Below are 22,713 nucleotides of genomic sequence, written 5' to 3'. Positions count from 1 at the left end.
GGGTCAGCAAAAACCGGGGATCGCATGCCAGGCCCGCCCCGGATCGGAGGCACCTTCGCGCAGCACCGACGCTTCGATCAGCCCGTACGGCCGGTCCGCGGCGAAGAACACCTCGTTGGGGTTGGTCAACCCGAACGGCGCCAGATCCACGACGAAGTGGTGCTTGTTCGGTGCGGAGAATTTGATCTCGGCAACCTCCGAGCGTTCCTGCAGCACCGCCGTTCCCATCGCGGTGAGGGTCTGCTGGAGGGCGAAACTGTGTTCCTCGGCGAACCGCTCCATCAGCAATGCCGTGATCGCCGTATAGCTCTCGTCCCAATCGCGACTCTGCGATGACTCGTAGCGCCACCGCGCCACGAGAGAGGTTGCCAGGACGCGATCGTCGGCGTCGTCGAGGGTGGTGTAGCGATCCCGCTGGAAGCCGGCGAATTCGGACCCGGTTGTCTTGAGCACCACCAGATCCTGGATCCCGGAGACCACCGCGGCGCGGCGTTGTGATCCCGTCCCGTCGACGTTGACGACCGTGTTGCGCAATCCCCCGCCGCCTTGATAAAACGCGTGATCGTGCCCGGCGCCGCCGACCGGGATGCGGTTCCACGGCCGTTCGACGATCTCGATGCGAGCGCCGCTGGCGGCGGTGCAGGCATCGATGAAATGGTCGGCCAAGGTCAGGGCGAACTCTTCGATGGCGCCGACCCCGTGCTCTTTGGCGAGGGCGAAAACCGTGTTCTTCTGGGTGTCGGTGGGCAGAACCTGGTGCTGGTCGCCGGTGGTGTGGGCCTCGCGGAAGTCGCCGCGCAGTGCCGTGGACACCGTCAGGTCGCGGATGTCGTGGACGGCGGTGTCACGGACCACCCGGACCAGATGGATCTCGGCTTTGCCGTACTGATTGGGGCCGAGCACGATGGCCATGACGATCAACTCCCTCGGTACACGCTGTAGGCGAACGGGCTCAGCAATAGCGGAACGTGGTAATGCCCGCCGGGGTCGGCCACGGTGAACGTCACGGTCACAACCGGGAACAGTCCGCGCTGACCGGTGGCGGCGAAATAGCCGGCGGTGTCGAAAGTGAGCCGGTAGACGCCCTCGTGCAGTGGCGCGCGGCTCAGGTCGCCGACTCGGCCGTCGGCATCGGTGACCGAGGTCCCGACCGGGTGGGTGCGGGCGCCGTCGAGCAGATCGAGGTCCACCGCCATCCCCGAGGCCGGGCGCCCCAGCGCGGTGTCGAGGACATGGCTGCTGATCGTGGTCATCGTCGAGTCCGATCCGATGGGCGCTGCCAGATATTGAAAAAGACGTTCAGCGTCACCGCAACCAGGGCGGCTGCGCTGATCCCGGAATTCGCGACCACCTGGACCCCGGCCGGGAAGCGGCCCCAGAATCCGGGTGCGGCGATCGGCAGCACTCCCACCCCGATGGTGACGGCGATCAAAACCATGTTGAGGTTCCCCTCGAGGCGCACCGAGGTCAGGGTCTTGATCCCGGCGGAGACCAGCGACCCGAACAACACGATCCCGGCGCCGCCGAGCACCGCCAGCGGAATCGCGGCGACCACGCGTCCGATCACCGGAAGGGCGCCGAGGACGACGAGGATCGCGCCACCCCAGGCCACGACGTAGCGGCTGCTGACCCGCGTCAACGCGACCAGGCCGACATTCTGCCGAACGCGCTGCACGGGAAGGAGCCCACCACCGCGGCAACGGTGCTCGACGCCATGTCGGCGCGCAACCCATCGGCCAACCGTCGGGAATCGACCGGAGTGCCGATGATCTGCCCGACCGCCAGCAGATCGGCCGTCGTTTCGGTCATGATCACCGCCATCACGACCAGCATGGCCGCGATCGGCCCGGCCGAGAATTGGGGTGTGCCGAAATGCAGTAACGGCGGCACGGCGAACACCGGCCCCTCCCCGACCGCCGCGAAGGTGCCCGCGCCCACCGCCACCGCGACCAGCGTGCCCAGCACCAGTCCGAACAGCACAGCCATCCGCGACAACATCCCCCGGAACAACCGGGTCATCACCACGATGATGGTCACCGTCAGTCCCGCCAGCGCGATGTCGCGGGGTGAGCCGCTGCCGTCGCCGTGCGGGTCGTCGCCGATGATCCAGTCGAACGCCACCGGCAGCAGCGACAAGCCGATCACGGTGATGATCGAGCCGGTGACCACCGGAGGGAACAACACGATGATCCGCGCGAAAAGCGGGGCGATCAGCATTCCAACGACCCCGGCAACGAGCATCGCCCCGAAGATCGGGCGGAGGCCATCAGTGCTGGCGATGGTGGCCATCGTCGACACAGCGGCGAATGAAATGCCCTGCACAATCGGCAGTTTCGCACCAAAATACGGAACGCCGAGACTCTGCAACAACGTGGCGAGCCCGCTGAGGAAGATCGAGGCCGAAATCAGCAGCGCGATCTCGGCCTCGTTGAGCCCCGCTGCGCCGCCCACGATGATCGGTGGCGCGATCAACCCGCCATACATGGTCAGGATGTGTTGCAGGCCGTAGGCCAGGCTGCGACCGATCGGCAGGCGTTGATCCTCAGGGTGCGCCACGTCGATGCGAAGCCGATCGTTCATCGCGGTCCATCGTCGCAGCCGCCGTTTAAGGGTGTCGACGGTGCCCGTCGGGCGCGATCCGGCGACGGAACGCCGCGGCCGGGGAGGTCATCGCCCCGGCGGCGCGAGCCCGTTCGATCAGCGCGGCATCGGAGGTGACGACGGTGATACGGCCCGGTTCGTCGGCGGCGGCGACCAGGCGCACGATCTCGTCATCGGCGGAATTGGGGTAGCTGCGCGGGGCATGGGCGACGGTGACCGGCGGAGCGGCGATCGGCGGGTCCGGCGGTTTTTCGAAAACCACCGTCACCTGCTGCCCGTCGGTCTGAGCCCAGCGCTGCAGGTCGGTCACCAGCCGCACCATCGCGGAGTGCCGATCCTTCCACCATCCGTCGGGGCGCGACCCGATCACATTCATGCCGTCGACCAGCCATCGCATCGTGTCACGCTAGCGGGCCCCGACAAGGCGGCGATCGGCACTATCGGCACTATGGTGCGTCCATGAGCCTGGTCACCTACGAGGTGCGCGACCATGTCGCGACCATCACCCTCAATCGCCCGCAGGCCCGCAACGCCATCAACGGCGCGCTGCGCAACGACCTCAACGCCGCCTGGGAACGATTCCGCGGTGACGAGGACGCCTGGGTCGCCATCCTGACCGCTGCCGGGGACGTGTTCTGCGCCGGCGCGGACCTCACCGACAGTGCGGGGGCCGTCGGCACCTTCGCGGGCACGTTCTGGGAGAAGCCGACGGTGAACTCCTTCGAATCGGGCCTGGAGCTATTTAAGCCGACGATCGCCGCTGTGCACGGTCCGTGCGTCGGCTACGGGCTGACCGGGGTGTTGTTCTGCGACTTCGTCATCGCCAGCACCGATGCGGTGTTCAGCTTTCCGGAGGTGCGCCTCGGCGTGGCGACGATCGTCGGCGCGTTGCGGTTGCCGCAGCGGGTCGGCTGGGCCAATGCGATGGAGTTGCTGTTGACCGGGGCGCCGATGAGCGCCGAGCGGGCCCATCAGATCGGACTGGTGTGGCGGCTGTGCGATCCGGAGGATCTGCAGACCACCGCCCGGGACTGGGCCGAAATCCTGACCGCCGCCGCCCCACTGGCCCAACGTGCCACCAAGGAGGTCGCGTGGCGCGGCGCCGAGATGGGCTGGACCGAGGCGGTGCGGTTCGGCGAGACCATGCGCAAGGTCGTCGGAGCCACCGCCGATGTCACCGAGGGCTTGACGGCCTGGCGGGAGAAGCGCCCGCCGCGGTGGCAGGCCCGCTGAGAATCAGAACGGTGCCAGCGCGCTGAAAAGCAGGTAGCCCAGGCACACCAGGGTGTTCAACGCGACCAGGGTCATCGCCACCACGATCAGCCAGCGCAGCCGGACCTGCCGGCGGCGGCGCACCCGGACGCTGTGTTGGTCGTCGCGTAGGTGCAGCGCGGTCAGCGCGAACCGCAGATCCACGTTCTCCGCTTCGGTGGCACCGGATCCGGTGCTGATCGCCACCAGTCGCTCCGGGCTGACGGTGACGCCCACGCTGGACAGACGACGACACCACCGGCGGGCCTGCCTGATGGTCATCATCGGCTCGAGCGAAAGCGGCGGCCGGTGACCGCCGAACCGGTTCGACGGGCTGATCACCCATGTCAGCCTAGCGTCGTGCGGCTTGACCGGAACCGGGTTCGCTGAGTCTCACCAGCATTTTTCCGATGTTGGCGCCGCTGAACAAACCGTTGAGGGCGTCCACGCAGGAGTCGATGCCCTCCATGACGGTCTCGCGGTGCACCAACTGTCCGCTTTTCTCCCAGTCGTGCAGTGCCGCGAACGCCTCGTCGAACCGGTCCCATTCGTGCAACGCGTTGAAGCCCTGCATCACCGCGGTTTTCGCCAGCAGGTTCACATAGTTGGCCGGGCCGGGATGCTCGCCGGTGAGATAGCTGGAGATGACGCCGCACAGCACCACCCGGGCACGGTGGGCCAGCCGGCCCAGCACGGCGTCGAGGATCGGTCCGCCGACGTTGTCGAAGTAGACGTCGACCCCCCGTGGGCAATGCGTCTTGAGGTCAGCGGTCAGGGTGTCGCTTTTGTAGTCGATGCAGGCGTCGAAACCGAAATCATCGACCACCGCCCGGCATTTCCGCGGACCACCGGCGATGCCGACGACCCGGGCGCCGGCGATCTTGGCGATCTGGCCGGCCACCGATCCGGTCGCCCCCGCCGCCGCCGACACCACCACCGTCTCCCCGGCCTTCGGACGCCCGATGCCGGTCATCCCGAAGTAGGCGGTCGCTCCGGTCGGCCCGTACACCGACATCACCGCCAACTGGTCGACGTCGGGGCCGGGCACCGGGGTGGTGAACACGTCGTCGCGCACCAGCACGTACTCCTGGAAGCCGGTCAACGTGGTGACCACGTCACCGACCCGGTAGGCCGCGCAGCGTGATTCCACCACCTCACCGATGCCGGCGGCTCGGATCACCTCACCGAGTTGCACCGGCGGCAAGTACCCGGGCTGGTCGTTGAGCCAGGTTCGTGCCGCCGCGTCGATACCCACATAGGTGGTGCGCACCAGGGCCTCCCCGTCAGCGGGTGCCGGGGCGTCGCCGCTGACCACCTCGGTGTCGCCGGCGGCGATCAGACCGCTGGGGCGCCGGCGCAGCACCACCTGCGCGTTGCGGCGGGTGTTCATAGCGCTCCTTGGAGATAGGCGGCGCGGCATGCACGGCGAGCCAGTTTGCCGCTGGTCGTGCGCGGGATCGCGCCGGCCTGCACGAACCGGACGTCGGTGACCGTGAGCCCGTGGACGCGGGCGACCGCCGCGCCGATGGCCTCGGCCGCGGGCCGCGGATCGGTGCGACGGGTGCCGCGAGCCCGCTCGGCGACGATCACCAACTGCGGCTCGCCGTCACGATCCGGCGCGGTGAACGCGACCACGTAGCCGCTGCGCACCATCGGCGCCGCCTCGGCCACCGTCGCCTCGATGTCGTGCGGGTAGTGGTCGCGGCCGCCGAGTCGAACCAGGTCGGCCATTCGGCCGGTGACATACAGCTCATCGTCGAGGAAGACACCGAGATCGCCGGTGCGCAGCCAATGCGCCTGCGCCAGAACGCCATCGGCGTGGCTGCCGCTGGACAGCCGGTTCACCAGGACCGCCGCAAAGGCCGCTCGGGACTCCTCGGGCCGGTCCCAGTAGCCGCGGGCCACGTTGTCGCCGTGCAACCAGATCTCCCCGATGTGACCGTCGGGAAGCTCGGTGCGGCTCTGCGGGTCCACGATCACGGCGCGCAGGCTGCGGGCAAGCTGTCCGCAGGGCACGTGGATCACCGCCTCGGGGGCGTCGGCGGCGACCAGCACCGCCCGGCCCTCGCCGAGTTGGCGACGGTCGAAGTACACCGCGCGGGCTTCGACGTCCGGTGCGGTGGTGGCGATCATCAGGGTCGCCTCGGCGATGCCGTAGGACGGTTTGATCGCGGTGCGGGCCAGCCCGTAGGGGGCGAACGCCGTGGTGAAGGTGGTGATCGCCTCCATGCTCACCGGTTCCGAGCCGATGATCATCACCACGTTGGTCAGGTCGATCTGGTCGTCGGGCCCGGGCAGCCCCCGTTGCGCGGTGAGCTCGTAGGCGAGATTGGGGGCGGCGGTGACCACCTGCCCCTCCCGCGATCCGTCCGACAACGCCTGGATCCAGCGCAGCGGACGCCGGATGAACGCGGCCGGTGACATCAGTGTGGAGTGACCGCCGTAGACGGTCGGGAAACCCAGCATCGATAAGCCCATGTCGTGGTAGAGCGGTAACCAGCTCACGCCGTGGGTGTTTCGGTTCAACAGGTCGATCGACAGGATCATCTGCACCAGGTTGGTGCCCACCGCGCGGTGGGTGACCTCCACACCCACCGGCGGGCGGGTCGCCCCGGAGGTGTACTGCAGGTGGGAGACCGAGTCGACGTCCAACATCACCGGGGTGAACTCAGCGCCGGCGGAGTCGGGGATCTCGTCGATCACCAGGATGCGCGGCTGGCACACCGAGGTCAGCCGGTGAAGAAATTCCTCGACGCCGGCGCGGGCGGCGGCGGTGGTCAACACCACCGACGGCGTGCAGTCGGCCAGCGCGGTCTCGAGGCGTTCGGCGTGGCCGGGCAGCTCCGGGGCGAACAGCGGCACCGCGATCGTGCCGGCCTTGATCGCTGCGAAGAACCCCGCGACGTAGTCCAGCCCTTGCGGTGCGAGCACCGCCACCCTCTCCCCCGGGCCGGCGTGGTGCTGCAGCCGGGCGGCGACAGCGGCCAACCGGACCCCCAGCTGCTTCCACGTCCACTCGTGAACCCGGGGATCGTCGCCACCGGTGAAATCCAGATACCGGAACGCCAACGTGTCACCGACGCTGGCGATGTTGCGCTCGATCAGCGAGATCAGCGTGGTCCCGTCGGGGAGAGAGATCTCGCCGTCGGCGTCGAGGGTGTCTTCGATGCGCAGCAACCCGTCGGGGGCGGCGAACTGTTGTGCCGGTGCACCGTCCATACGCGCAGTGTAAGGGGTCACGACGGGCGGCCGGCCGCTCAGCGGCGGGCCGTGCCGCTCACGGGTTGGCCGTCGGCCGGTGCCAGCAGACAGATGACGGTGCTCGGCTCCGGCACGGCCCCGGTGCGGTCCTGCATCGAGTCGATCAGATAGCTGATCGTGTCGCGGCCGGCGGTCGCCGGTTCACCGGTGTAGGCGGAAAAACCCTCGGCGCACCGTTGGTCGGCCACATCGGCGACTGCGTCGTTGACCGGCACCGCGGCGCGCAGGAACACCTCGGCGGCGTGCGGACGAGAACAGTCGACGACGGTGACGGTGACCACGCTCGGATCGGTCGGTGGCGGCTCGGCCAGGCAGTCGCCGACCCCGAGATCGACCCACACTTTCGTGGCCGGGTGCGGTGCTGGTTGCGGTGCCGGTTGTGGTGCTGGTTGTGGTGCCGGAGTGGAAGCCACCGTTGTGGTGCCGGCGCCCGTCGCCGGGGGCCCCGTGGTGGTGCCCTGCGGGGTCTCGTCGGGTGCTGCGCTGTGACAGCCGGTGAGGGCCGTCGCGGTCAGCGCCGCGCAGACTCCCAGCAGCACCCGCATCGAGGGCCTCCTCACAGCGTCCACAGGCGGCTACGCCCCGGATTCTGCCACGGAAAACATGGCGCAGTGGGAGACTCACAGCGTTGTGGGCAACAGTGCTCGAACGGGTTGAGGAGGAGCGAAGGAACATGGCTAACGCCGAACCGGTCGAAGCGGACGCGAAGATCGACTTCACGCAAGACATCGCCGATACTCAGCGCTACTTCGACAGTGCCCGCTTCGAGGGCATCACCCGCCTCTACACCGCGCGACAAGTCGTCGAACAACGCGGCACCATCGCCGTCGACCACACCGTCGCCCGAAACGCGGCGGCCGCGTTCTTCACCCGACTGCGTGAACTGTTCGCCGAGAAGAAGAGCATCTCCACGTTCGGGCCGTACTCGCCCGGGCAGGCGGTGACCATCAAACGGATGGGCATCGAAGGGATCTACCTGGGTGGGTGGGCCACCTCGGCGAAGGGGTCGATCAGCGAGGACCCCGGCCCAGACCTGGCCAGCTACCCGCTGAGCCAGGTTCCCGACGAGGCGGCCGGGCTGGTGCGCGCCCTGCTGACCGCCGACCGCAACCAGGAGTACCTGCGGTCGCGGATGAGTGAGGAGGAACGCGCCAAGACCCCCGCCTACGACTACCGGCCGTTCATCATCGCCGACGCCGACACCGGCCACGGTGGAGATCCGCATGTGCGCAACCTGATTCGGCGTTTCGTGGAATCCGGTGTGCCCGGCTACCACATCGAGGACCAGCGCCCGGGCACGAAGAAGTGCGGACATCAGGGCGGCAAGGTGCTGGTGCCCTCCGACGAGCAGATCAAACGCCTCAACACCGCCCGTTTCCAGCTCGACATCATGCGGGTGCCGGGCATCATCGTCGCCCGCACCGACGCCGAGGCCGCGAACCTCATCGACAGCCGGGCCGACGAACGCGACCAGCCGTTTCTGCTGGGCGCGACGAACGTGACGATCCCGTCCTACAAGTCGTGTTTCTTGGCGTTGATGCGCCACTTCCACACCGAACTCGGCGTCGACGAACTGGTCGGGCACCTGCTGTACTCGCTGCCCGACGGCGAGTACGCCGCCGCCGATGCCTGGCTGGAGAAGCAGGGCCTGTTCGCGGTGGCCGCCGAGGCGGTCGAACAGTGGCGCGCCAGCGGCGCCGAATCGGTCGAGTCGCACTACGACAAGGTCGAATCCCAGTTCGTCCGGGCGTGGCAGGACGACGCCGGGCTGACCACCTACGGAGAGGCCGTCGCGGACCTGCTGGAGTTCGCCGAACGGGAGAACGAGGCGCGGTCGATGAGCGCCGACGAATGGCGTGAATTCGCCCGGACCGCCTCGCTGTACACCGCCGAGGCCAAGGCCCGAGAGCTCGGTGTCGCGGCCACCTGGAACTGTGAGTTGGCCAAGACCCCGGAGGGCTACTACCAGATCCGCGGCGGCATCCCCTACGCGATCGCCAAGTCGCTGGCGGCTGCGCCGTTCGCGGATCTGCTGTGGATGGAGACCAAAACCGCCGACCTCGACGATGCGCGGCAGTTCGCCGACGCCATCCACGCGGTCTACCCCGACAAGATGCTCGCCTACAACCTGTCCCCCTCGTTCAACTGGGACACCACCGGCATGAGCGACGACGAGATGCGCCAGTTCCCCGCCGAGCTGGGCAAGATGGGGTTCGTCTTCAACTTCATGACCTACGGCGGTCACCAGATCGACGGGGTCGCCGCCGAGGAGTTCGCCGGCGCCCTGCGCCAGGACGGGATGCTCGCCCTGGCGCGGCTGCAACGCAAGATGCGGCTGACCGAATCGCCCTACCGCACGCCGCAGACCCTGGTCGGTGGACCCCGCAGCGACGCCGCGCTGGCCGCCTCCTCGGGACGCACCGCGACGACCAAGGCGATGGGCGAAGGCTCCACCCAGCACCAGCATCTGGTCCAGACCGAGGTGCCCAAGAAGTTGCTCGAGGAGTGGCTCGCACTCTGGGGTGAGCACTACAAGCTCGGCGAGAAGTTCCGTGTCGACCTGCGGCCACGGCGTGCCGGCGGGGAACTGCTCGAGCTGGGTATCTACGGTGAGCGCTCCGACGGCGAAGAGAAGCTGGCCAACGTCATCGTCGACCCGATCAAAGACCGGCACGGCCGCAGCATCCTCACGGTGCGTGACCAGAACACCTTTGCCGAGGCGTTGCGTCAGAAGCGGTTGATGACGTTGATTCACCTGTGGCTGGTGCACCGGTTCAAAGCCGACGCCTTCTACTACGTCACGCCGACCGAGGACAACGTCTACCAGACCGAAAAGATGAAATCGCACGGCATCTTCAGCGACGTCCACCAGGAGGTCGGCGAGATCATCGTCGCCGAGGTGAACCACCAGCGTATCGCCGAATTGCTCGCCTCCGACCAGGCGGCGTTGCAGCAGCTGATCAAAAAGGAGAATTAACCGCCGCGGCGCGTGCGGCGCCCGACTTGCCGGGCAACACAACTCGCGTCCACCGGGTGCGCCCATTACCCTGAAACCACCCGAAGACGATGAAGCGATGCGAGGCGGTGGGTGTGCTCGATGACCGGAAGCAACTGGACCGTGTGGGCGCGGCTGTGCGCAGCGCTGACCGTGACGGGTGGTGCTGCACTCAGTGTGCCGGCGGCCCTGCCCATCGCCGGCGCCGAACCCTGCCCCGACGTCGACGTGGTGTTCGCCCGCGGCACCTTTGAGCCACCGGGCGTCGGCGGCGTCGGCCAGGACTTCGTCGACTCGGTGCGCGGCCGTGTCGGCGACAAGTCGGTGGAGGTGTACCCGGTGAACTACCCGGCCAGCACCGATTTCCCCACCGCTGCACAGGGGATCATCGACGCCAGCAACCACATCCAGAATCGGGTGAACACCTGCCCCGACACCAAGATGGTGCTCGGCGGGTTCTCCCAGGGTGCGGCGGTGATGGGCTACGTCACCGCCGACAAGGTCCCCGAGAACTTCACCCTGCCCGACGGCATCAGCGGGCCGATGGCGCCGGAGGTCGCCGACCATGTCGCGGCGGTGGCCCTGTTCGGTGAGCCGTCCCAGGACTTCCTCAACCGGATCGATGCGCCGCCGATCAACATCGGCTCGCGCTATGCGCCGAAGACGATCAACCTGTGCATCGACACCGACCCGATCTGCTCCCCGACCGGCAGCGACGGCGGCTCGCACGGGCTGTACGCCGCCAACGGCATGACCGGCCGGGCCGCCGACTTCGTGGCGCAGCGGCTCAACCGGTGGTGATCAGCCCGGCAGTCGCGCGCTGATCAGCGGGGCGATGCGCTCGGCGAGGTAGGCGTGGCCGGCGTCGGTGGGATGGATGCCGTCGGCGCCGATCAGGTCCGGACGCCCGACGAACCAGCCCTCGGCCAGCGGGTCGACGAACTCACCGCCGACCAGCCAGGTCTGCGCCGCCAGGGTGTCGCGCACCCGCCAGATCGCGGCCGGCACGTCGGCGGTCGGCCACGGCGGGCCGATCACCAGCAGGGTGGCGTTCGGTGCGAGGTCGCGGGCGCGGGCCAGCGCGTCGTGCATGGTGCCGGCGAGCAGGCCCGGATCGGCGACGTCGTCGTTGCGGGAGCCGAAGAACACCACCACGGCGTCGTCGGCGGTGACCGCGCGCGGCACCAGATCGACGAACAGGTTGCCGTGGTTGCCACGGACCCCGTAGCCGGCACCCCCCTCGGCGGCGACCGAGGCGGCGACCGGTTTGCCGTCGCGCAGCAGCACCTGACCGGCGCGCGTGGTCCAGCCGTTGGCGCCCAAACCCCCCTCCGGGCCGCCGGTGGTGTAGGAGTCCCCGATCACCGCGATGCTGCGGACTCGCAGGTCATGGTCGGCGAGGCGGGGCGGGGTCACCGGGCCGAGATACCCGTGGCCGACACCGGCACCCATCATGAGTGCGACCATCGCGACGCCAACAATCACCGAAGTGCGCATCACAGCCGTCCGAGCCTTCCGTCGTCACGAATCGGTTTTGTGGAACGTAATCAAACCAAATCGGCGGTCACCGCAGTGCGGCGGCCACCGCGGCCGGCTCGGCCGCCGCCGGAGCGGGCGCCACCGGGGTGTCGGTGTCGCGGACATCGACCATGCGGCGCATCCACCGGCGGGTCGGTTCCTCCACCGCGTGATACAGCAGGCTCGCCGCGGCCAGACACACCGCGAGGACGACCACCAGCACCAATTTTCCCTGTGCGGCATTGAGATCCAGGTCGTATTCGATCGCCACCCAGTTCCAGCTGGTGTGGACCAGTTCGTGCACCATGTACAGCGCGAACGAGATCTGGCCGCCGTAGACGAACAGCCGCGTCGACAGCAGCCGCGGCAGGCTGCCCACCCCCACCGCGAGGGTGATCACCAGAGGAACGAACAGCACGTCGACCAGACCGCGGGCATCGGGCACGGTGGCTATCGGGTGCGCGTCGATCCAGTACAGCGCGGCCACGATCGCCGCGATCAGGGCCAGCGACAGCCAGCCCACCCCGACCCGAGTGCGGTGTGTCAGATGCAGCTTGCGCACCGCCGCGCACGCCAGCGCGCCGGCGGTGAACTGCATGACGATCCGCGGCAGCCAACTCCACGGGGTGTAGAACTCGCCGGTGGCCAGCAGCAGCAGGATCGGCGGCAGCGAGGCGGCGAACGCCAGCCACAGCAGCCCCCGCGCCCGGGTCACCCGTGCCACCCGGAAAATCACCAGGATGAGCAGCCCGAACAGCAGGTAGGCGAGCCACTCGGCGCTGATCGACCAGGCGGGGCCGTCCCAGCTGGTGTCGTCGAAATACGGCTCGAACCACAGTTGCACCAGTAGTAGCTGGCGCAGGTAGCTGACCGCGGTGAGGCGCTGCGCCTGCTCCGACGGTGTGTCGCCGACGTGGAGGGTGAAGATGATCCAGGCCGCCGCCAGGTGCAGGGTCACCAGGTAGACCGGCCAGACCCGCGCCAACCGCAGCCACAGGAACCGCAGCGTCGCGCGTGTCGACCACGACTGCCCCATCCGGTTGGCATAGTTCCAGGTCAGCACGAAACCGCTGAGGATGAAGAACAGGTCCACGCCCTGGGCGCCGGTGTCGAGGACGGGGGCGAGCACTTCGGCGCGGTACGGGGCCGCCCCGGCCAACAGTGGGCGGAAATGAAACAGCACCACCCACAGGGCAGCCACGATCCGCAGGCCGGTCAGTGCCTTGATCTCTCCGCTGCCCACAGTGATCTTTCGTCGGTTTTTCGTTGGTCTTTGGTCGTTTTCTGTCGGTGTCCGTTGGGGTTTCGGTGTTCGTCCCAGGGGTGGACGACAACCGGGGCCTGTGCACTAACCCGGCACTAACCCGGCACAAACCCGGCCATAACCCGGCCCTAACCCGGCCATAACCCGCCGATTCCGCAGGGTAACAGCAGAAACGGCGCTAACCGGGGAGGTGACCGGCGCCGCGGTGTTGCAACGGTGATCCTGATCATGTCCGCCGATCAGACCGGGCTGGGCGGGCCGGCGGCGCGTAAGGTGGAGACCCATGTGGACGCGGGCGGTGACGGCGGGCTTGTCGACGGGCTTGCCGGCGGGCTTGTCGACGGCCCTGGTGGCGTGCGCGACCGCGCTGGCCGGTGCCACCATTGCAGCGGCCGACCCCGAGCCCGCCCCGGAACCGCCTCCGTCGCCCACCGCCGAGGCGCCCGCCGCTGAGGCGCCCGCCGAGGGACAGCCCGCCACGGCGATCGAGGAGGACGGCACCTACCGCGTCGGTGAGCAGATCGCTCCCGGCACCTACACCTCGGCGGGTCCCGCCGAGGACGCCACCTGTTACTGGAGGCGCAGCCGTGACGGTGAGATCGTCGACAACGCGATGACCAAAAAGCCGCAGGTCGTGCAGATCGAGCCGACCGACACCGAGTTTCGGACCAGCGGATGCCAGCCGTGGCATCGCAGCGAGACCGAGCAGGCCCCGCCCGGACTCGACCCGGCGGCGGCGAAGAACAAACTGCGTGACGACATCGGCAAACTCAATCTGGGCTCGCTCCTGCACGGCGGTGGGCAGGTGCCCGGGCCCTGATCAACCGGGCCGTCCGGCGGCGCCCCGCAGCCGGAAATCGCTACTCGCTAGCGAATGCCCTACGCTGACGGGACCGACACCACTTCGGCGACGACGGAGAAGGAGGGCGGCACCCGCGTGGCAAGTTCGGCTGTAGACGCCACGCAGGATGCGGCATTGCGGGCGGAAGACATCACGGTCACCGACCCGAAAGTCGTGAAACGGGCGGTCGCGGCCGCCACCGTCGGCAACATCACCGAGTGGTACGACTTCGGGGTCTACGGCTACTTCATCCTCACCCTGCAGAAGGTGTTCTTCGCGGGGATGTCGGACACGGCGTCGCTGATCGCGGCGTTCGGGGTCTTCGCCTCGTCGTTTCTGGTCCGGCCCATCGGTGGGCTGATCTTCGGCTCGCTCGGCGATCGCATCGGTCGCACCAAGGTGTTGGCGATGACGGTCATCCTGATGGCGGCCAGCACGTTCTGCATCGGATTGGTGCCCAGCTACGACTCGATCGGGATCGCCGCGCCGATCCTGGTTTTGATCGCCAAGCTGGGCCAGGGCCTGTCGACCGGGGGCGAATACAGCGGGTCGATGACGTTCATCGCCGAATACACCCCGGACAAGCGTCGCGGCTTCACCGGCAGCTGGCTGGAGTTCGGCACCTTCACCGGGTACTCCCTGGGTGCGGCGACGGTGGCGATCCTCACTGCGCTGATGCCCGAAGACGACCTGTTGAGCTGGGGGTACCGGATCCCGTTCCTGCTGGCGCTGCCGCTGGGCATGGTGGGGCTGTTCCTGCGGCTGCGGCTGGAGGAGACCCCGGCCTTCGAGAAGTTGCTCGAGGAGCAGTCCGAGCACCAGCACGACGAGTCCAAGACCGGTGTGCGGGCGGTGTTCGTGCACTACTGGCGGGCGATCCTGCTCTGCGGGGGCATCGTGATCACCTGGAATGTCACCAACTACATGCTCACCAGCTACATCCCCACCTATCTGGCCGACCTGCCCGAGTTCGGTCTCGGCGGGGTCGACCAGACCGCAACCCAGTTCATGCAGATCGCGGTGCTGGTGATGCTGATCGTGTTGATCCCGGTCATCGGCCGGCTCAGCGACCGGGTGGGCCGGCGCCCGGTGCTGGCCACCGGGGCGATCGGGCTGATCGTGTTGTCGCTGCCGGCGGTGCTGCTGTTGCGCGGCGGCACCGTGATCAGCACGTTCGCCGGGCTGCTGATGATCGGGTTGATGCTGGCCTGTTTCTCCGGCACCGCACCGTCGACACTGCCGGCGCTGTTTCCCACCCAGGTCCGCTACAGCGGCCTGGCGATCTCGTTCAACATCTTCGTCTCGCTGTTCGGCGGGACGACCGCCCTGGTCATGAGCACCTTGTTGTCGGCAACCAAAGACCTCAACTGGCCGGGTTACTACCTGATCGCCGCCGGCGCCGTCGGGCTGATCAGCATCGCGCTGATCAGCGAACCCAACGGCAAGCCGCTGCCCGGGGCCACCCCGGCGGTGAGCTCCCACGAGGAGGCCCACGCCCTGGTCGCCGCGCAGGATTAGCGCGCGGCGGCGTCGCCGGTCGCCTTCTCGCCCAACACCCGGCGCAACAGATGCAGCGCCACCGTGGTGGAGCGTTCCCGCACGTCGGCGCGGTCACCGGGCAGCCGTACGGTGCGGGTCAGGCAGCGGCCGTCGGCGAGTGCGGCGGTGAAGCAGACCGTGCCCACCGGCTTGTCCGGCGATCCCCCCGTGGGCCCGGCGATCCCGGTGATCGCGATCGCCGTGTCGGCGTCGAACCGGCGCAAAGCGCCGGTGGCCATCGCCTGGGCGACCGGCTCGGAGACCGCGCCGTGCTCCTCGATCAAGCCCGCATCCACCCCCAGAAGCTCGGTTTTCGCGGCGTTGGAGTAGCTGACCACTCCCCCGGTCACGTACGCCGACGATCCCGGCACCTCGGTGAGCCGGGCCGCCAGCAGCCCCGCCGTGCACGACTCGGCGGTCGCCACGGTGCGCCCGGCCAGCAGCGCCGCGACCTGCTCGTCGATCAGCGACCCGTCGGTGGAGAACACCTCACGGGGATGGCGGGTACTGAGCAACTCCACCAGGGCGGTGTAGGCGTCGGCGGCGCCGGGGGCGTCGGGTTCGTAGCGGGTGACGATCTCCAGTTCGCCGCGGCGCAGACAGGTGGTGATCTCCAGGCGCTCGAAGCCGGCGATGCTGCGTTCGGCCTCGCGCAGGCAGTCGGCCAGGTTGGACTCGGGCAGCCCGAACATCCGCACGGTCTGCTGGCGGTAGTGGGTACGGGCGGCGATCGCCTGCTGTACCGACGCGGTGGCCAGCGCCGCGGGCCACATCGCCTGCAGTTCCCGCGGCGGGCCGGGCAGCACCACGACGGTGGGGGCACCCGCCGCCGTGGCGGGAACGACGACACCGGGCGCGGTGCCCACCGGGGCGAGCACGGCGGCGCCGGCCGGGACGAGGGCCTGTTTGCGGTTGGCCGCCATCACCGCCTCGAAGTCGGCGTCGGGATAGCGGCGCATCAGCGAGCGCAGAATCGTGGCGATGGTCGCCTCGAGGTCGGTATCCAACACCAGCTCACGTCCGCAGAACTCCGCGACGGTCTGCACGGTCAGGTCGTCGGCGGTCGGCCCGAGTCCCCCGCTGGTGATGATCAGGTCGATCCCGGTGTCGGACAAGAACCGCAGCGCGGCGGTGAGGTCGCGGGGGCGGTCACCGCAGATCGTGACGTGAGCCAGCTCCACGCCCAACTCCAGCAACCGGTCGGCGATCCACGGGCCGTTGCGGTCCTGGATGCGTCCGGTCAGAACCTCGGTTCCGGTTACGACGATTCCCGCGCGTGTGCTCACCGGTTAGAAGGCTAGTCCGATGACTGCAGGTGGCGCTCCACCGCCTGCACCTTGTGGGTCAGCGCGTCGGAGACACCCTCACGCCAGTCGACTTTGATCACGGTGCTCACCCGCGGGGCACGCGCGGCCACCGCCTCGACCGCACGGTGCACCACCGTCATCACCTGCTCCCAGGTGTCTCCCTCGATCACGGTGAACATCGCGTCGGTATGATTGGGCAGCCCCGATTCCCGCACCACCCGCACCGCCTCGGCGACCGCTTCGCTGACCCCTTCGCCGGTGCCCATCGGGCTCACCGAGAATGCAACCAGAACCGACATCGTCTCCACCTCCGCCGTCCAGTATTGCGCCCGCTGGTGGCCGGCCCGGCCCGCAGCGGATCGCGCCGCCGACACGGAGCGAGGTGCCGGGGCGGCGTCGTCCATGTCACACTCTTGACCATGGTGGTCGCAATCGCTCGGCCCAAGCTGGAGGGCAACGTTGCTGTCGGTGAGGGGCGCCAACTCGGTTTCGCCGAGTTCGGTGCACCCCAGGGGCGGGCCATGTTCTGGCTGCACGGCACCCCGGGGGCCCGTCGCCAGATCCCGCTGGAGGCGCGGCTCTTCGCCGAGCGGGAGAACATCCGGCTGATCGGGGTGGACCGGCCCGGGATCGGGTCTTCGACGCCCTACCAGTACGAAACCGTGTTGCAGTTCGCCGACGACCTGGGCACGATGGCCGACACGTTGGGTGTGCAGCAGATGGCGGTCATCGGGCTCTCCGGCGGCGGTCCGTACACGCTCGGGTGCGCCGCCGCCATGCCCGACCGGGTGGTTGCCGCCGGGGTGCTCGGCGGGGTCGCGCCGTCCACGGGGCCCGACGGGATGCCCAGCGGGCTGATGAAACTCGCCGCGGTCGCCGCCCCGGTCCTCGAAGTCGCCGGTGGACCGATCAGCGCGGTCGCCAGCAGTGTGATCCGGCTGGTCCGACCGGTCGCCTCCCCCGCACTCGGGCTCTACGCGCGGCTCTCCCCCGAAGGTGACCGTCAACTGCTGGGGCGCCCCGAGTTCAAGGCGATGTTCCTCGACGACCTGCTCAACGGCAGCCGCAAACAGCTGGCGGCGCCGTTCGCCGACGCCGTGGTGTTCGCCCACGACTGGGGTTTCCGGCTCGAGGAGGTCACCGTCCCGGTGCACTGGTGGCACGGCGACGCCGACCACATCATCCCGTTCTCGCACGGCGAGCATGTCGTAGCGCGACTACCCGAGGCCACGATGTACCCGATGCCCGGAGAGAGCCACCTCGGTGGATTGGGGCGCGCCGAGGAGATCCTGACCACGCTGGCCGAAACCTGGGACAAAGCCCAGGGATAGCGTCGCCGAGACAATGACCGAGGCAGGGATCGGGGCAGGGGCCGGGCCAGGCACGGAGCCGGCGGTGCCCGACGCGGTGGCCCAGATCGCTGCGAGCCCGCCCGGGCCGCACGTCGGCGCCTTCTTCGATCTCGACGGAACGCTGGTCGCCGGGTTCACCGCGACCGCGCACGCCGGACATCGGGTTCGGCTGCGGCAGGCCCGGATCGGCGAGATCCTCGGCGTCATCGAGGCCGCCACCCGCTACCGGCTCGGCCGCATCCAATTCGACCGGCTGTTGGTGCGCGCCGCCGGATACCTGCGAGGCGAGTCGATCGCCACCCTCGACGCGCTCGGCGACTGGCTGTTCACCCACCGCATCACCGGCCGGGTCTATCCGCTGATGCGCGAGATCGTCCACGCGCACCAGCGACGCGGCCACACCGTGGTGCTCAGCTCGTCGGCATTGACCATCCACGCCGAGCCGGTCGCCCGCTACCTCGACATCCCCCACGTGCTGTGCAATCACTTCGAACTCGACGAGCACGGGCTGCTCACCGGCGGTGTGCGCACCCCCGTCGTCTGGGGAACACAGAAAGCCGCTGCCGTCCAACAGTTCTGCGCAGAGCAGAACATCGCGTTGCAGGACAGCTATTTCTACGCCGACGGCGACGAGGACGCGGCGCTGATGAGCCTGGTGGGCCGGCCGCGGCCGGTCAATCCCCGCTCCGGGCTCGCCGCGATGGCCGCCGAGCAGAACTGGCCGGTGCTGCGGATGGCGCGTCCCGATCAGCGCAGCACCGTGCGCCGCGTCGCCGGGTTCGGGTGGGCGGCGCTGTGGGGGTGAGTGCGGCGGGCATGGACCTGGAGGTGGCCCAGGTCGACATCACCACGCTGGCGGTCGACGCGATCACCAACGCGGCCAATACCGAGTTGCGCCACGGCGGCGGGGTGGCCGCGGCGATCGCGCGCGCGGCCGGTCCGGACCTGGTGCGCGAGTCCCGCGACAAGGCCCCGATCGGACTCGGCGAGACCGTCGCCACCACCGCCCGCGGCGCTGCCCGCCCGGTATGTGATCCACGCGGCGACGATGGAACTCGGCGGCCCCACGTCTGCGCAGATCATCTCCGCGGCGACCGCCTCCACCGTGGCCGTCGCCGACGAACTGGGGTGCACGTCGCTGGCGCTGGTGGCGTTCGGCACCGGCGTCGGCGGGTTCCCGCTTGCCGAGGCCGCCCGGCTGATGGTCGCCGCGGTGCGGGCTCACCGGCCCACCGGGCTGCGCCGGATCGTGTTCGCCGTCCACGGTGAGCCGGCCGAACGGGCGTTCACCGCGGCGTTGCGGAGCTGAACCGACGCCCCGCACTTGCATTGTCGGCCGCCGGCGGGTACTAAACTAGCTAAACTAGAACGCGTTACATTTTTCTTCCCGGCCCGGTAAGGATGCACCGATGCACACTCCCCTCTGCGACGACCTCGGTATCGAGTTCCCGATTTTCGCGTTCACCCACTGTCGCGACGTGGTGGTCGCGGTGAGCAAGGCCGGTGGCTTCGGTGTGCTCGGCGCGGTCGGCTTCACCCCCGAACAGCTGGAAATCGAGCTGAACTGGATCGACGAGAACATCGGCGACCACCCGTACGGCGTCGACATCGTCATCCCCAACAAATACGAGGGCATGGACGCCAACCTGTCCACCGAGGAACTCACCAAGATGCTGCAGGACATGGTGCCCCAGCAGCACCTGGATTTCGGCCGCAAGATCCTCGCCGACCACGGCGTGCCCGTCGACGACGCCGACGACAACGCCCTGCAACTGCTCGGCTGGACCGAGGCCACCGCCACCCCGCAGGTGGAGATCGCGCTGCGGCACCCGAAGATGACGCTGATCGCCAACGCGCTGGGCACCCCGCCGGCGGACATGATCGAGCACATCCACGCCGCCGGGCGCAAAGTCGCGGCGCTGTGCGGCTCGCCGTCGCAGGCGCGCAAACACGCCGACGCCGGCGTCGACATCATCATCGCCCAGGGCGGCGAGGGCGGCGGTCACTGCGGTGAGGTCGGATCGATCGTGCTGTGGCCGCAGGTCGTCAAGGAGGTTGCACCCACCCCGGTGCTCGCGGCCGGTGGGATCGGCAGCGGTCAGCAGATCGCCGCGGCGCTGGCGCTGGGCACCCAGGGGGCGTGGACCGGATCGCAGTGGCTGATGGTCGAGGAGGCCGAGAACACCCCGGTGCAGCAGGACGCCTACGTCCAGGCGTCGAGCCGCGACACGGTGCGCAGCCGCTCATTCACCGGCAAGCCGTGCCGGATGCTGCGCAACGAGTGGACCGAAGCCTGGGAGACCCCGGGCAACCCCGAACCGCTGGGCATGCCGCTGCAGTACATGGTCTCCGGAATGGCGGTCAAAGCCACCCACAAATACCCCAACGAGACCGTCGACGTGGCCTTCAACCCGGTGGGTCAGGTGGTCGGCCAGTTCACCAAGGTCGAGAAGACCTCCGCGGTGATCGGCCGGTGGGTGCAGGAGTACCTGGAGGCCAGCGGCCGCCTCGATGAACTCAACGAGGCAGCCGGGGCCTGACACCGGCGCGGGCCCGGCCGGGCGGCGGTGCGTGCTCAGGCGTCGTCGACCACGTCGTCGTCGCGACCGGTCGCCATCTCCTTGACCTTCTCGATGGTGTGGCTGCCGATGTCCAGGGAATTCTCGACGATGCCGTTCACACCGCCGGAGATGTCACCGCGGATGATGTCGCCGGCGTTCTCGACGATGTCGGAGGCCTTGTCCACGGCGTGGGAAGCGATGTCGCGCGCCGAGTTCAGCGCGTCCTTGGGGTTGAAAGCCATCAGTGTCTCCTCGTGGTTAGCAGCTCAGGTTAGATTTTAGCGCCGAACGCCGGATCGGGAGCCGCCCGGCCGATCAGGGTTGGAAGAATCCCGGCGGTGCATAGGGACCGGCCCCGCCGGTGAACCAGCCGGGCTGCCAACCCCGCTCGGTGCACAGCATCGGCAACCCGTCGGGTGACTGGGCCGAGACCTGGCTGCGTTTGGCGTCCGGGCACGGGGCACCCACCTCCTGGACACCGCGGATCGGTGGCGATATCACCCAAAAGCCGGTGGTCGGTGGGTCCCAGGGCGGCCCCTGGTTGGGGATCCAGTGGCAGGCCAGGGTCTGTCCACCGGGTCCGCGCCCGAAGATGAACCGCTCCCAGCTGTAGCACGGGGCACCCGCCGACGCCTCGTAGTTCATCCCGGGCACATCGGTGTCGTAGTGGCCTCCGGGCTCGGCGGCGCTGGGCCCGGGAGCCACGCCGATCGCAGCCGCGGCGCCGACGGTCACGGCCGCGGCGATGACAACCTCGCGAATCATGTTCAGCCTTCGAGTTCGGGCGGGCGCGCGGTGCGCGCATCCTGCGCCAAAGCCTAACCGCCCGCCCATCGGCGGTGACCCGATTGGGCCAACCGGAACCCCGAACCCGATAACAGAGCAACTGCTCTGTTACGGTTGTCGGGTGCCGCGCCCCCGCAGACACGACCTGGAATCGGTCCTCGACGCCGTCGAGGACCTGACCGCCGGATCCGGGGTCGCCGCGGTGACCACCCGGGCGCTCGCCGCGGAAACCGGCGTCTCCAACGGCGCCATCTACCACGGGTTCGGATCGCGCGCAGCGGTTCTGGGCCACGCCTGGTTGCGCGCCGCGCACCGGTTCCTCGACATCCAGCGCAGCCAGATCGCCGCGGTGCCCACCGGCTCCGATCCGGTCGAATCCGTGGTGGCGGCGGCCGAGGCGCCGGCGGTGCTCGCCGAACGCCATCCGGGCTCCGCCGCGCTGCTGACGGCCCTGGAGCGGCCCGTTCTGATCGCCGCCGGGGTGCCCACCACACTGGTCGGCGAACTCGCCGCCGTGCAGGATCGCCTCGTCGAGGTGCTCGTCGAGTTGGCCGAACGGATGTGGCACCGCCGCGACGGCGTCGCCGTCGCGGTCATCACCACCTGCGTGGTCGATCTGCCGACCGCGATCCTGCTCACCCGCGGCCGGCTGAGCGACGCTGCCGCGCGCCGGCAGTTGCGGGCCGCCGTGCGGGCGGTCGCCACAGTCGGTCCCGATGACCGCCCGAGGAAAGGACCCCGATGACGATCACGCTGCACTATGAGGATGCTGTGGAGGATGCCGCAGAGGGCGCCGTGGCGGTCCTGCACCTCGGCGACGATGAGAACCGGTTCTCCCCCGATTTCCTCGACGAGCTCGACGGGCGTCTCGACGAGGTCGTGGCGGCCGAAGCGGCCGCGCTGGTCACCACCGCCGGCACGAAGTTCTACACCAACGGCCTCGACCTGGCGTGGCTGCAGGATCACGGTGAGCGAACGGCCTGGTACGTCGGGCGGGTGCAGCGCTTGCTGGCCCGGATGCTGACCCTGCCGATACCGACCGCGGCCGCCGTCGTCGGTCACGCGTTCGGGGCCGGGGCGATGCTGGCGTTGGCCCACGACTTCCGGGTGATGCGCGGCGACCGCGGCTTCTTCTGCCTGCCCGAGGTCGACATCCGCATCCCGTTCAGCGCGGGCATGGCCGCCCTCATCCAAGCCAAGCTGACGCCGCAGGCGGCCGTTGCGGCGATGACCACCGGCCACCGGTTCGGCGGCGAGGAGGCGCTGGCGTTCGGCATCGTCGACGCCACCGCCGCCGACGGCGCAGTCACCAGCACCGCCGTCGAGCGGGTGCGGCCCCTGGCGGGCAAGGACCAGGGCACGCTGGGGGCGATCAAACAGACCATGTTCGCCACCGCGGTGACCGCGCTGGTCGGCTAAATCGTGCACCCCGCTGTG

23 protein-coding genes and 2 pseudogenes are annotated in these 22,713 nt (G+C 69.0%); 11 read left to right on the top strand and 14 right to left on the bottom strand.

The window, feature by feature from the left end; genetic code table 11:
* Positions 1-3: 3 nt before the first annotated feature.
* From pucL to B8W67_RS04525, 4 genes and pseudogenes are all read right to left on the bottom strand, one after another.
* Entirely contained in the window at positions 4-912 is a 909-nt protein-coding gene (gene pucL, locus B8W67_RS04540; RefSeq protein WP_085302435.1) for a factor-independent urate hydroxylase, read from the bottom strand.
* A gap of 5 nt (positions 913-917) precedes the next feature.
* Entirely contained in the window at positions 918-1,253 is a 336-nt protein-coding gene (uraH, locus tag B8W67_RS04535; protein ID WP_069390903.1) for a hydroxyisourate hydrolase, read from the bottom strand.
* Positions 1,250-2,484 (bottom strand): annotated as a pseudogene (locus B8W67_RS04530) (nucleobase:cation symporter-2 family protein). Before B8W67_RS04530 ends, uraH begins: the two are co-directional and overlap by 4 nt.
* 121 nt (positions 2,485-2,605) lie before the next feature.
* Positions 2,606-2,998, bottom strand: a complete 393-nt coding sequence (locus B8W67_RS04525; RefSeq protein WP_069390906.1) for an NYN domain-containing protein — start codon at positions 2,996-2,998, stop codon at positions 2,606-2,608.
* 62 nt (positions 2,999-3,060) lie between these two features.
* Between B8W67_RS04525 and B8W67_RS04520 the strand changes: the two genes are divergently transcribed.
* On the top strand, positions 3,061-3,834 hold the full coding sequence (locus B8W67_RS04520; protein ID WP_069390907.1) for an enoyl-CoA hydratase/isomerase family protein: 774 nt from the start codon (positions 3,061-3,063) through the stop codon (positions 3,832-3,834).
* Between the two features lie 3 nt (positions 3,835-3,837).
* Here the strand turns inward: B8W67_RS04520 and B8W67_RS04515 are convergent, their stop codons facing one another.
* From B8W67_RS04515 to B8W67_RS04500, 4 genes are read right to left on the bottom strand one after another with little or no spacing between them, the layout of a single operon-like run.
* Complete coding sequence (locus tag B8W67_RS04515) at positions 3,838-4,194, bottom strand: hypothetical protein (protein ID WP_084228490.1); 357 nt, start codon at positions 4,192-4,194, stop codon at positions 3,838-3,840.
* Positions 4,195-4,204: 10 nt separating this feature from the next.
* Positions 4,205-5,242 carry an NADP-dependent oxidoreductase gene (locus B8W67_RS04510; RefSeq protein ID WP_069390908.1) on the bottom strand — a complete coding sequence of 346 codons (1,038 nt, stop codon included), beginning with the start codon at positions 5,240-5,242 and terminating at the stop codon, positions 4,205-4,207.
* Positions 5,239-7,071, bottom strand: coding sequence for a fatty acyl-AMP ligase (locus B8W67_RS04505; RefSeq protein WP_069390909.1), 1,833 nt, complete (start codon positions 7,069-7,071; stop codon positions 5,239-5,241). Before B8W67_RS04505 ends, B8W67_RS04510 begins: the two co-directional genes overlap by 4 nt.
* A 38-nt stretch (positions 7,072-7,109) precedes the next feature.
* Complete coding sequence (locus B8W67_RS04500) at positions 7,110-7,673, bottom strand: hypothetical protein (RefSeq protein WP_372507420.1); 564 nt, start codon at positions 7,671-7,673, stop codon at positions 7,110-7,112.
* A 113-nt stretch (positions 7,674-7,786) separates the two neighbouring features.
* On the opposite strand from B8W67_RS04500, the gene aceA reads away from it, so the two are divergent.
* Complete coding sequence (gene aceA / locus B8W67_RS04495; protein ID WP_069390910.1) at positions 7,787-10,090, top strand: isocitrate lyase ICL2; 2,304 nt, start codon at positions 7,787-7,789, stop codon at positions 10,088-10,090.
* A 120-nt stretch (positions 10,091-10,210) separates the two neighbouring features.
* Positions 10,211-10,909 (top strand): cutinase family protein, encoded by a 699-nt coding sequence (locus tag B8W67_RS04490; protein ID WP_085302433.1) that lies wholly within the window; start codon positions 10,211-10,213, stop codon positions 10,907-10,909.
* On the opposite strand, the gene B8W67_RS04485 is transcribed toward B8W67_RS04490, so the two are convergent.
* Entirely contained in the window at positions 10,910-11,605 is a 696-nt protein-coding gene (locus B8W67_RS04485) for an Rv0518 family GDSL lipase (RefSeq protein ID WP_069390912.1), read from the bottom strand. It lies immediately after the preceding gene.
* A 67-nt stretch (positions 11,606-11,672) separates the two neighbouring features.
* Positions 11,673-12,869 (bottom strand): acyltransferase family protein, encoded by a 1,197-nt coding sequence (locus B8W67_RS04480; protein WP_085302431.1) that lies wholly within the window; start codon positions 12,867-12,869, stop codon positions 11,673-11,675.
* Positions 12,870-13,173: 304 nt separating this feature from the next.
* On the opposite strand from B8W67_RS04480, the gene B8W67_RS20200 reads away from it, so the two are divergent.
* Complete coding sequence (locus B8W67_RS20200) at positions 13,174-13,710, top strand: Rv1352/Rv1906c domain-containing protein (protein WP_133056039.1); 537 nt, start codon at positions 13,174-13,176, stop codon at positions 13,708-13,710.
* 117 nt (positions 13,711-13,827) lie between these two features.
* Complete coding sequence (locus tag B8W67_RS04465; protein ID WP_234793801.1) at positions 13,828-15,249, top strand: MFS transporter; 1,422 nt, start codon at positions 13,828-13,830, stop codon at positions 15,247-15,249.
* On the opposite strand, the gene B8W67_RS04460 is transcribed toward B8W67_RS04465, so the two are convergent.
* Positions 15,246-16,556 carry a competence/damage-inducible protein A gene (locus tag B8W67_RS04460; RefSeq protein ID WP_085302427.1) on the bottom strand — a complete coding sequence of 437 codons (1,311 nt, stop codon included), beginning with the start codon at positions 16,554-16,556 and terminating at the stop codon, positions 15,246-15,248. The genes B8W67_RS04465 and B8W67_RS04460 overlap by 4 nt on opposite strands.
* 11 nt (positions 16,557-16,567) lie before the next feature.
* On the bottom strand, positions 16,568-16,876 hold the full coding sequence (locus B8W67_RS04455; RefSeq protein ID WP_069391028.1) for an MTH1187 family thiamine-binding protein: 309 nt from the start codon (positions 16,874-16,876) through the stop codon (positions 16,568-16,570).
* Between the two features lie 120 nt (positions 16,877-16,996).
* On the opposite strand from B8W67_RS04455, the gene B8W67_RS04450 reads away from it, so the two are divergent.
* The 4 genes and pseudogenes from B8W67_RS04450 to B8W67_RS04435 all read left to right on the top strand — a co-directional run bounded on the left by B8W67_RS04450 (position 16,997) and on the right by B8W67_RS04435 (position 20,469).
* On the top strand, positions 16,997-17,908 hold the full coding sequence (locus B8W67_RS04450; protein ID WP_069390915.1) for an alpha/beta fold hydrolase: 912 nt from the start codon (positions 16,997-16,999) through the stop codon (positions 17,906-17,908).
* Between the two features lie 13 nt (positions 17,909-17,921).
* Entirely contained in the window at positions 17,922-18,734 is an 813-nt protein-coding gene (locus B8W67_RS04445; RefSeq protein ID WP_084228494.1) for an HAD family hydrolase, read from the top strand.
* Between the two features lie 11 nt (positions 18,735-18,745).
* A pseudogene (locus B8W67_RS04440) lies at positions 18,746-19,238 on the top strand (macro domain-containing protein).
* A gap of 100 nt (positions 19,239-19,338) precedes the next feature.
* A complete protein-coding gene (locus B8W67_RS04435) occupies positions 19,339-20,469 on the top strand; it encodes a nitronate monooxygenase (RefSeq protein ID WP_069390917.1) in 1,131 nt (376 codons plus the stop codon).
* A 35-nt stretch (positions 20,470-20,504) separates the two neighbouring features.
* Here B8W67_RS04435 and B8W67_RS04430 read toward each other — a convergent pair whose 3' ends face one another.
* Both B8W67_RS04430 and B8W67_RS04425 read right to left on the bottom strand, forming a co-directional pair.
* Positions 20,505-20,732 carry an Rv1893 family protein gene (locus tag B8W67_RS04430; protein ID WP_069390918.1) on the bottom strand — a complete coding sequence of 76 codons (228 nt, stop codon included), beginning with the start codon at positions 20,730-20,732 and terminating at the stop codon, positions 20,505-20,507.
* Positions 20,733-20,805: 73 nt separating this feature from the next.
* Complete coding sequence (locus B8W67_RS04425) at positions 20,806-21,255, bottom strand: hypothetical protein (RefSeq protein ID WP_069390919.1); 450 nt, start codon at positions 21,253-21,255, stop codon at positions 20,806-20,808.
* A gap of 142 nt (positions 21,256-21,397) precedes the next feature.
* Here B8W67_RS04425 and B8W67_RS04420 point away from each other — a divergent pair, with 142 nt between their 5' ends.
* Together B8W67_RS04420 and B8W67_RS04415 are read left to right on the top strand one after the other, a co-directional pair.
* A complete protein-coding gene (locus tag B8W67_RS04420) occupies positions 21,398-22,021 on the top strand; it encodes a TetR/AcrR family transcriptional regulator (protein ID WP_069390920.1) in 624 nt (207 codons plus the stop codon).
* Positions 22,018-22,695, top strand: coding sequence for an enoyl-CoA hydratase-related protein (locus tag B8W67_RS04415; protein ID WP_085302425.1), 678 nt, complete (start codon positions 22,018-22,020; stop codon positions 22,693-22,695). Before B8W67_RS04420 ends, B8W67_RS04415 begins: the two co-directional genes overlap by 4 nt.
* Positions 22,696-22,713: the final 18 nt, after the last annotated feature.

It is taken from the genome of Mycolicibacillus koreensis, from assembly GCF_002104795.1.
Taxonomy (GTDB): domain Bacteria; phylum Actinomycetota; class Actinomycetes; order Mycobacteriales; family Mycobacteriaceae; genus Mycobacterium; species Mycobacterium koreense.
This window is presented reverse-complemented; position numbering and strand designations above follow the sequence as displayed.